A 10,176-nucleotide genomic window follows, 5' to 3' on the forward strand; every position below is an offset into this window, starting at 1 on the left:
AGTCAGAAGTCAGAAGTCAGAAGTCAGAAGTCAGAAGTCAGAAGTCAGAAGTCAGAAGTCAAACTCTTGCGCTTACTTAGGTTTGAGACTTTTGTCATGTCCGCGCCTGCCCTGGCGACTGCTATATTTTATTGATTAGTCACTCAACTACTAGTATGTTTTCATTATTTAAAGTTTAACCTTGGCCAATAGGCCACGCTACGCGAACAACCTTCAACCTTCAACCTTGGCCAATAGGCCACGCTACGCGAACAACCTTCAACCTTGGCCAATAGGCCACGCTACGCGAACAACCTTCAACTTTCAATTTTCAACTTTGTTTAATCGGCACCCTAACAATAAACTTAGCTCCCTGTCCTGGTGTGCTCTCTGCCATGATGCTACCATTATGGCGTTCCACAATTTTACGGCAGATAGCTAGACCGATGCCGGTTCCTTCATATTCGCTGCGACCATGGAGCCGTTGAAAGGTTTGGAAAATGCGATCGCAATACCTGGGGTCAAACCCAATACCATTGTCTTCGACTATGATCTGACAACGCTCATTAACGGTTGCGCCTCCATAACTTAAGGGAACACTTTCTTGAAGCAGTTGACTATAAATTTTAACGACGTTACCTCTTGGTGCTGGTCGGAATTTAAGTCCGTTACTGATCAGGTTTTGCAAAAGTTGACGCATTTGCACTGGATCAGCTTCAATAGTATGTAGTTCACCGACTTCCACTACGCCACCAGATTGCTGGATACGTAGTTCTAAATCAGAGAGTACCTCTTGCACCACTTGAGCCAGATCAGTGGCAACCCAAGGTCTTGCCTTAGTGGTCACCCGGGAAAGGCTAAGCAAGTCATTGATTAACACCTGCATCCGTCCTGCCGCATTCTGCATCCGTTTGAGGTAGTCCTGCCCCTGCTCCGTTAACTGTTCATGATACTTGGTCTGAAGGCGATCGCCAAATGCCTGAATCTTGCGCAGGGGTTCTTGCAGGTCATGGGATGCTACATAGGCAAACTGTTGCAGTTCCGCATTAGAACGGGCAAGTTCCTGACGCTGACGGGTTTCTGTTCCTAAAAGCTGGGCTTGGGCTAAGGCAATAGCAATTTGGTTCGCCAGTTGTTGCAACAATTCACTTTCAAAGTTAGTCCATTGTCGTGGATTGGCACACTGATGGGCAATCAACAAACCCCAAAGTTTGTCTTGTTGCTGAATTGGCACCACTAAGTTAGCTTTTACCCCAAACTGTTGCAGCATTTCTACATGGCAAGCTCGGATATCAGAGTTTTCTAAGTCACAGATGTTGCTAACCCTTCCCTGACGATACTGGTCTAGGTACTCTTCATGAAAGCAAGGATCTTCGATGCTTTGTCCGAGCATGATTGGCCAACCAGGTACTACTGCTTCTTGAACCACTTTCCCCCAGCCATCAAAACTCAGTTGGAAGAGTACAACTCGGTCAGCCTTGAGAAATTTTTGCACTTCTGTAACAGCCGTTTGCAAAATCTGCTCCAGTTGTAGAGACTGGCGGATTTTCAGGGTAATTTCTGAAAACAATTGCGATCGCTGATTTTGGCGCTTGAGTTCTTGCTCTGCTAACTTACGGTCAGTAATGTCATCCACCACATAGGAAAATCGGGGGTGAGCAGTGGTTGTCTCAGGAATTGGGCATACAGTGGCGCATAACCACCGGGTATCGGTTTCAGTGGTGTGATCATACTCGAAGGAAATGGGCTGATTGCTTTGTTGGCTTTCTCGGTAATGGCTAATCCAGCGACGGATATGAGTTTTGGGTGCCCCCAGCGCACTGGCTAACCGATTCTGCATGGCCTCGGGTGTAGTCCCGAAAAAATCCGCCGTACTCTTATTATCAGAAATATGCAGGATGTCATCATCCAAAAGTTCCACGACCCCCATCAATAGTGCGGAACTGTTGAAGAAACTACGCAGGGTCGATTCACTCTCCAGCAGTGCAGCTTCTGCCTGTTGGCGCTCTATTTCCGCTTGATGAGCTGCAATTAATCGACCAAGACTTTGAGCCATTAGTTCTACAATTTCCTGTTCGTGAGGCGGGAAATCCCTTGCTCTTACCTGGGTTGAGGAAAAATTCAGGGAGCCGTAGACTTCACCATAGACAAATATAGGAGTCCCGATATAGGACTCAAGTTTTAGAGTTTGGTAGACTGGATGAGCGTGCATCAGTGCTATCTCACCTACATGAGTATAGGCAATGGTCTTTTTTTCGCGAACAACTACAGCACAATAGGTATCTTTTAATTCAAACTCTGAGCCAGCCACTAAGCCTTCTAGATCAGACCTGACCGACAGGATAGTGTAGGAATTAAGGTGTATTTGACTAATAATTCCAGTGGGCATCCCTAAAATTTTACATCCCGTCTCCAGATAGTCAGCATACAGCAACTCAAAGTTTTGGTAATTGGTGGTATTCAGCCGATGTAGGTGTTTGAGGTTGTTACTGAAGGTTTCCAGGGCCTGAGACTTTTCCAAAAGTTGCTCGTCTGCGTGCTTGTGTTCAGTGATGTCCCGCCCTACTGCCTGGAGCTCAATCAATTCACCCTGTTCGTTAAAGATGGCACGATCGCTCCACTGCTGCCAGCGAATCTCTCCTGTGGGCATAATCACCCGGTGTTCAACCGTTTCTACCGGATTCTGGGGGCTTAGGGAAGTAATACACCGTTCTAGCCTTTTGAGATCCTCATCGGGAATCAATGGCAAAAACCGTTGCCCAATCAACTCTTGCTCTGATTTGCTGAAATAGCGACAGTAGGCACCATTGACAAAGGTAAGAGTTCCATCAGGACGGAAACGACAAATGAGTTCCGTTTGATCTTCGACAATAGCGCGATAGCGAGCCTCGCTTTGATACAATTGCTGCTGATTTTGCTGCCGCTCGGTAATATCATGGTTTAGACCAATGGTTGCTACTATATTGTCTTGCTGATCATAAAGAGGTACTACCACCGTTTCACACACCCCACACCTGCCATCTTTGCGAATAAAGTGAATCTCCCCAGACCAACGTCGGGACCTGGTCATCTCCTGGATAATCTGCTCGGTTAGAACAGCCGCCTCTTCCGGTCGGTGCAGAATCCCTGCAGTTTTACCCAATACCTCAGCTTTGGTGTAGCCGAATATTCGCGCTGAAGCGGGATTCCAATCAATTATCTTACCGGCTAAGTCCGTGATTATGATCCCATCGAAGATAGTCTCAAAAATCAGAGCCTGTCTACGCAGAACCTCTTCCGCCTGTTTGCGCTCAGTGATATCGATGCAAGAGCCAATGTAACCGGCAAAGTCCCCATTGGGGGTAAATCGGGGAGTGCCTATATCTAATATCCAACGATACTGCCCATCCTTACGTCGCAAGCGGTACTCCATGCGAAAATTTTCTCTGGCGTCGAAGGCGGATACATAGGTATTGAAGCTGTACTCATGGTCATCAGGATGCACCCCTTCAGCCCAGCCATTGCCCAATTCAAGTTCGAGGGTCTTACCGGTGAAGTTCAGCCAAAGCTGATTGAAAAACTTATAAAGTTTATCAGTGCCTGACATCCAGATCATGACTGGGGCATGATCCGCCATCATCCGGAAGCGAGCTTCACTCTCTTCAAGGCTGGCTTGCTTTTGTTTTGCTTCGGTAATGTCCCGTGCGATCGCATAAATTAAACCATCGTTAACTAAAGGATTTGCAGCCCAGGCTAACCATTTATAAGACCCATCTTGACAGCGATAGCGATTTTCGAAGTAGACAGTAGGGATGCCACTCCCCAATTGTTCCATTTCCGTCCTAGTTGGTTCTCGGTCATCGGGATGGACAAAATTGAGAAACGTGGTGCTGGTTAGTTCCGCTTCGGTGTAACCCAAGGTGCTAGAAAAGGACGGACTCAAGCGCTTAAAATAGCCATCGAAACCCGCTATACACAGCAAATCCAGGGAGAGGTCAAAAAAGCGATCGCGTTCTTGCTGGATCCGTTTCCATTCAGTAATGTCACGAGTAAAACATCGGGTATGGACGAATTTGCCATTTTTCCAGAGGACATTGGAGTTAATCAAGACATGGCGAATCGAGCCATCTTTGCACAAGAGGCTAGCTTCATAGTTTTTTAAGGTTTCTTTAGCAGTTAGTCTGGCCAGGATATCTTCAATTACCTCTTGCTCCGGGTAAAATTCAGCAATGTGGTGACCGATATACTCCTGGGCGTTGTAACCCAGCAGATCTAACTCTGCCTGATTAGCCCACAGGATGATGCCATTGCTATCCACCCAATGGAGACCAACGGAGCCATTTTCTAAAAAATTCAGGAGTTCTTGGTCAACCTGGGGTAATTCATTCTCAAGACCTTGGTTTTCTAGCTGAGGTTGCTGTAAATCCGCTAACTGTTGTTTTAGCTCCAGAAGGCTTATCAGTTGACGACTTAAGGCTTGTAATCCTGCTAACTGTTGAGGCTGAAGTTCCTTTGGAACCTGAGCCATGACCGCAAGTGTTCCCAGAGCATATCCGTCAGAGGTAATTAGGGGAACTCCAGCATAAAACCGAATATGAGGCTCAGCAGTAACTAAGGGATGAGTGGCAAACCGTTGATCAGCCAGGGTATCCTGAACTACCAATACCTCAGCTGACTCAATCCGATGGCTGGATAAAAAGGTATTTTGACTTATTGACTTTTCATAATCGCCCAGATTAGACTGACACCATTGACTGTTACTGTCAATCAGGGTAATCAGAGCCATGGGCGTTTGGCAAATTTGTGCGGCTAATGCTGTGAGATCATCAAAGGCCTGTTGAAGCTCAGGGTCAATAGTTCTTTTATAATATTTTTGGGCTGCTAGCTTTGCTGGTTCATCAGCCCCACCTCCTCGTGCCATCAATCAAATAATCTCCAAACGGGTTATCATCAGCCCTAGTTATGATCAGCTCTAGGTTTGCTGTTGCTCAACACGGGTTTTACTGATCACTGATCAGCTAGGATGAGCTTGACTTTAAGTAGCTTGACTTTAAGGATAGGTAGCATCAATTGATTGACGGCAGATGTTTCATCGCCTAGTGAGCACTAGCCCTCGACAAGGTGATTATTGCCCTTGTCAAAGAAAAAACTTCTGATTTAATATTATTTGAATAGTATTTAGGTATATTAACTGAAATTAGAGCAGCTGCTCCTAATTTTTAAAGTATTTTAAAAAAATCGAAACATGGCGCTAGGGTTGCCTATTGATTAAATCCAACCAGTAAAGATAAATAAACTATAGCGTTTCTTATCGCTATGAGGTACACAGGATTTTTTACCTCTTGCCTCTTGCCTCTGCTCTATTCCCTGCTCCCTGCTCCCTGCTCCCTGCTCCCTGCTCCCTGCTCCCTGCTCCCTGCTCCCTGCTCCCTAACACCCAGAATTTTGTACCTCATGACTATGATAAGTGCTATATATAAATATATAAATAAAGGCTTAGGCTGTTACTAATCTTAACACTCTTTGGAATTCTCAGCGAATGACTCCCCCGCCCAAGATCTCTGAAAAGCAAACCGTAGATAGTTTTTCAATCACCATCGCTCCGTTATTCCTATCAGACATCTACGCCCTTGCTGATGATCCGGCTAATGGAGCTGTGGTGATGATGAGTGGCACAGTCCGTAATCAGACTGATGGTAAACCAGTGGTAGCATTAGAGTATCAGGCTTATGAACCCATGGCATTACGGGTATTTTCCTCAATTGCTGCCCAGATTCGTGCCTCATGGTCTGATGTCAATCGGGTGGTAATCCATCATCGCATCGGTCGCTTAACTATTGGGGAAATTAGCGTGTTAGTCGCTGTTGCCTGTCCTCATCGTTCAGAAGCCTTTGCAGCTTGTAAGTATGCTATTGACACGTTGAAGCATAATGCTCCGATTTGGAAAAAAGAGCATTGGGATGATGGTTCTAGCAGTTGGGTCAGTATTGGGGCGTGTGAAGAATGAAGAATGAAGAATGAAGAATTAAGAATTAAGAATTTAGAATGAAGAATTAAGAATGCAGAATTAAGAATTTAGAATGAAGAATTAAGAATTAAGAATTAAGAATGCAGAATTAAGAATTTAGAATGAAGAATTAAGAATTAAGAATTTTACATGTTTAATTCAAAAATGCTGTTCGCCTTTGGCCTTCGGTGTAGGCTAGGTTAGCCGGTTAATGGGTTGTTCGCGTAGCGTGGCCTTTTGGCCAAGGTTGTCTGTCAGGATGCAGAATGGTGAATTCCCAATTCTAAATTCCCAATTCTAAATTCCCAATTCTACATTCAATTCTAAATTCTAAATTCCCAATTCTACATTCTTAATTCTACATTCTACATTCTATCTACTTATCGTTTTAGTGATTGAGCGATCGCTTTTTCTAGTTCCACCTTACTCAAGTTGGTGAGGATGAACACCTCTTGAAAGCTTTTACCAGACCTGGCAATCACCTTGAATCCCCCACGAATTGGCACTGATACTTTTAACTGTAATTTAGGACAGTGACTTCTTGCCCGCCCAAGCACAGCAGGGGTAATGGTTTGAATACCTGGGTAATCTGTGAGTCGTTGCAGAACTGGAATGAGACCCTGAATGTGGGTAGAGTGATTCCAAACCAGTCTGCCGTCTTTGGGTTGGCTCATAATACTATGTAGCCTCCAAGGGAGCCATGGTTAAGCCAGCACGAGAAAGCTGTTGGTGGTAGAGTTCCGCTTGTTCCTGGGGACCGACCCAAACAATGGATTGACCTTCGTTGTGAACCTGATGGGTGAGTTCCCAGGCGTGATCATTTGTCATCCCAGGGATATACTTGACCAGACAGTCGTGAACATGCTGAAATGTGTTAAAATCATCGTCTAACACAATTACCTTATAGTTGGGATAAGGCTTTCGGGTAACTTGACCAGAGCGTTCAGGAGCTTTGACTGGTGCAGCAAATGTAGCTTTATAAGCTGCTAATCTTACCATATTCGCACATAGGTTACCAGAATAATTTACAAAAAATTAAGTTTAAAGTCAAACCATTCCTTCCAGTTTACAAAAATTGAAACGCCCTGCATAGTGACCGTGAGAAATAAGGAAAATCAAAAATTGGACTAAGCCTTTAATCCCTAAGGGTTTCAACGACCTTCGCTATTCGCAATTTTTTCTTTGCCTGTAAAGCCCAATTTGCCATTTTGATTTCTGAACCGGTTAAAACCGCTTGGATTCTGTTGATATCCCTCATTCGCTGTCGCGCATTTAAATGACGTTTGATTAAATCAGGACAAAAAACCTAAAACCCCTGTCATTGTCTTGATGCAAAGCGCCAGTGGGGGTTTCCACTTCTGACTTACCAACGAAATGATTCAATGAATGCTTTACCTCTAACCCGCCCTTCCAAAACAGATCGCATTTTGGCTGTGGATGATTCCCCTGACAACTTGTTTCTACTGCAGACGCTTTTAGAAGAAGAGGGGTACGAGATTACTTTGGCAGAGAATGGTCGGGTTGCCCTAGAGAAAATAGAGATATCTCCGCCGGAGTTGGTGCTATTGGATGTGATGATGCCAGAAATGGATGGCTTTGAAGTAACCAAGCGCATCCGAAGCAATCCCAAGTTACCGTTTATACCAATTTTGTTGATCACCGCTTATGATCATCCGAGTGTGGTCCAAGGACTGGATATGGGGGCGGATGATTTTATTCGTAAACCAGTAGAAGTGGATGAATTGCTGGCTCGGGTGCGATCGCTTTTGCGCCTCAAGCATAGTGTGGATGAACGGGATGAAATTGCTCGGCAACGAGAAGATTTTGTCTCTCGGCTTACCCATGACTTGCGCACCCCCTTAGTAGCAGCAGATCGCATCCTAAACCTTATGCAGCAGGGAGCTTTGGGAGAAATTTCACCCCCAGTGCTCGAAGCCATAGTCACCATGACTCGCAGTAACCACAATTTGCTGACTATGGTGAATACGTTACTAGAAGTCTATCGCTATGAAGCCGGTCGGAAGTATTTGTCTTTCTCTGCCATCCCTGTGGAACAGGTTATTGAGGAAGTCATCCAAGAACTGTCTGCCCTAGCTCGTGATAAAAAACTGTCTTTGGACTATCAGACACCGAAGGAAGTTAACTCGATAGTGATGGGCGATCGCTTAGAACTGCACCGACTGTTCATGAATTTGCTGGGAAATGCGATTAAATTCACTGACAACGGTTCTGTGACCGTTCGTCTGAGGAATAGTCCCAAGACTAGTGAAAGTAATCAGTCGTTGGTGGTGATTGAGGTGGAAGATACTGGTTTTGGTATCTCCCCAGAAGACCAAAAAGAGTTGTTTGAACGGTTTCGCCAGGGTAGCCACAAACGCTCAGGTAGTGGTTTAGGACTATATCTTTCCAAACGAATTCTCGAAGCTCATCAAGGAACAATCAACGTTAAGTCTGAGTTGGGTAAGGGGACTTTGTTTACTGTAACATTGCCGAATCATGTTGATGCTTAACTAGACCTGCCAGAAGTCTATGGTGATTTTGAGCTATTTTTGAGAAAAGTGGGCACTGATCAGGCAAAAGGTTATGTCTAACGAGATGGGATTGAGCGATCGCTATTTTGAATTAATCGATGACATTGTCAAAACTACCCTGAAGGGGAAGATCCGTTCTAAATCCCAGGTCTATCAGATATTGGTCAAGGGGGTTACGGTTGGCACCGGGGAAATTTTTGAACGTTGCCTTGATCAGCGCTTCGATATGACTCAGGCAGAAGTAGACAATCCTAAGAGTGAATTGAAGCAAGCCAAGGCAATCCGTCAACTCAGGGCGCTTAATACCATTCGTGGTGAATGGGAACAGTGGCAGGAAGAAAACCGAGTTTCTGAAACTATCACTAGCGCTATTCAATTCATTACTACTGCTGAACCGGCTGAGCGCTTTACGGCTTTATTGCGAGTGATTGACCCCAATCAACAACCACCCCTGACCTTACAACAACTGGCGAGCCTGGCTAAACCCCTAAAGCAACAGGCACAACAAGCTTCTGAATCTGATACTGCTAAAGACCTTGGACAACTGGCCGCTGGGATTACGGCGGGTTTGGCATCTTGGCAACGCTTGGAAGATTATCTGGTCAGTTGGATTTATGACCAAAGTCGAGGCTCACTGGGATTTGAGGGTACTCCGGAACAGCGTGGCCCTTGGGGGCTGTGGGGGAAAAAGGTTAATAGCCCGTTACCCCAGTCTTTATTTGAAAGTCTAGCGCTAAATCAATCCTTCCATGAATGGGCAGATACTCAGCCGAGTTTGGAACTAGAAGCTTGGGTGGAATTGGCTGTGATTCTCCAGTGCTTGCAGCGAGGACTGGTGAATTGGTTCGATAAAATGGTATATGACTCCAAGATGGGAGCAAAGTTATCGATTTCTACCTTTATCGTATTTGCTGTCATTTGGTCTAGGTTAGCTAATGTTTTGAACCAGACAGCAATTAGTAGCAACGGAAACGCGATCGCAAATGGCTGTTTTCAGGTCTGTCTCCAAATTCTGCGCACCTTTGCCCAACGGGACTACTTCCCCCTCTACGGTGGTGTGTTTGCTAACTTTAGCGGCAACTATCTCCAAGATGCCCTGAATTACCTAGATGAACCCCTGCGGCAAGTAGACCGAACCGAGGAGAAAGCCAGGATTCTAACCTTGTTGGGTTATTCCCTTTGGTCTCAAGGAGCCTATGACCGAGCCAATAGCTTCCATCAGCAAGCCTTAGAGATTGCCCGTGAGGCTGGGGATAAACTCTGTGAAATTGCTAATTTCAATCACCTCAGTCGGATTTGTGTCGAGGAAGAGAATTATGCGGATGCCATTAACTATAGTCAACGAGCATTAATACTCGCTCGTCAAGCTGGAGACCGGTTAGGGGAAGCGAATGCTCTGGTGAATTTCGGCTACAGTGAAGTGTTTCAAGCTCAGGATAGCCAACAAGCAGAACTAGAAGTGTATGAGAGTGCTATTAACTATCTAGAACAAGGTCGATTATTGTTAGAACGATTGGGGGATTCTCCAGCAGGGAGTTATGGGGTTGGGCAAAGTAAAGCCTTGTGTTTCAGTAGTTTGGGAATTGCCCATGTCGTGGTTGAGCAGTATCAAAAAGCGATCGCATTTTTAGAACAAGGCTGGCAAGCCGCCCAATTTTCTGGGGATTTGTACTTACAAGG

General features: G+C 45.3%; 7 protein-coding genes. 4 read left to right on the forward strand and 3 right to left on the reverse strand.

Features of this window, described 5'->3' with window-relative positions:
- Positions 1–310: 310 nt before the first annotated feature.
- Positions 311–4,879 (reverse strand): PAS domain S-box protein, encoded by a 4,569-nt coding sequence (locus F6K49_RS30340; protein WP_293102599.1) that lies wholly within the window; start codon positions 4,877–4,879, stop codon positions 311–313.
- Positions 4,880–5,274: 395 nt separating this feature from the next.
- On the opposite strand from F6K49_RS30340, the gene F6K49_RS30345 reads away from it, so the two are divergent.
- Both F6K49_RS30345 and F6K49_RS30350 read left to right on the forward strand, forming a co-directional pair.
- The gene (locus tag F6K49_RS30345; RefSeq protein ID WP_293021210.1) at positions 5,275–5,469 is read left to right on the forward strand and encodes a hypothetical protein; all 195 of its coding nucleotides are present in this window, start codon (positions 5,275–5,277) and stop codon (positions 5,467–5,469) included.
- A gap of 28 nt (positions 5,470–5,497) precedes the next feature.
- Positions 5,498–5,965, forward strand: coding sequence for a molybdenum cofactor biosynthesis protein MoaE (locus tag F6K49_RS30350; RefSeq protein ID WP_293021211.1), 468 nt, complete (start codon positions 5,498–5,500; stop codon positions 5,963–5,965).
- A 380-nt stretch (positions 5,966–6,345) separates the two neighbouring features.
- Here the strand turns inward: F6K49_RS30350 and F6K49_RS30355 are convergent, their stop codons facing one another.
- Both F6K49_RS30355 and clpS read right to left on the reverse strand, forming a co-directional pair.
- Complete coding sequence (locus F6K49_RS30355; RefSeq protein WP_008186027.1) at positions 6,346–6,639, reverse strand: DUF2103 domain-containing protein; 294 nt, start codon at positions 6,637–6,639, stop codon at positions 6,346–6,348.
- 4 nt (positions 6,640–6,643) lie between these two features.
- Entirely contained in the window at positions 6,644–6,964 is a 321-nt protein-coding gene (clpS, locus tag F6K49_RS30360) for an ATP-dependent Clp protease adapter ClpS (RefSeq protein ID WP_293102591.1), read from the reverse strand.
- Positions 6,965–7,347: 383 nt separating this feature from the next.
- Here clpS and F6K49_RS30365 point away from each other — a divergent pair, with 383 nt between their 5' ends.
- The gene (locus F6K49_RS30365) at positions 7,348–8,475 is read left to right on the forward strand and encodes a hybrid sensor histidine kinase/response regulator (protein ID WP_293021215.1); all 1,128 of its coding nucleotides are present in this window, start codon (positions 7,348–7,350) and stop codon (positions 8,473–8,475) included.
- Positions 8,476–8,548: 73 nt separating this feature from the next.
- Positions 8,549–10,176 (forward strand): tetratricopeptide repeat protein (locus F6K49_RS30370; RefSeq protein ID WP_293102596.1); only part of this gene is annotated, 1,628 nt, incomplete at its 3' end.

This window comes from Moorena sp. SIO3I6, assembly GCF_010672095.1.

What these genes read in the sequence shown, in the direction of transcription:
- F6K49_RS30340 (WP_293102599.1), bottom strand. Translation starts at nt 4,879, where the DNA reads ATGGCACGAGGAGGTGGGGCTGATGAACCAGCAAAGCTAGCAGCCCAA.
- F6K49_RS30345 (WP_293021210.1), top strand. Translation starts at nt 5,275, where the DNA reads ATGAGGTACACAGGATTTTTTACCTCTTGCCTCTTGCCTCTGCTCTAT.
- F6K49_RS30350 (WP_293021211.1), top strand. Translation starts at nt 5,498, where the DNA reads ATGACTCCCCCGCCCAAGATCTCTGAAAAGCAAACCGTAGATAGTTTT.
- F6K49_RS30355 (WP_008186027.1), bottom strand. Translation starts at nt 6,639, where the DNA reads ATGAGCCAACCCAAAGACGGCAGACTGGTTTGGAATCACTCTACCCAC.
- clpS (WP_293102591.1), bottom strand. Translation starts at nt 6,964, where the DNA reads ATGGTAAGATTAGCAGCTTATAAAGCTACATTTGCTGCACCAGTCAAA.
- F6K49_RS30365 (WP_293021215.1), top strand. Translation starts at nt 7,348, where the DNA reads ATGAATGCTTTACCTCTAACCCGCCCTTCCAAAACAGATCGCATTTTG.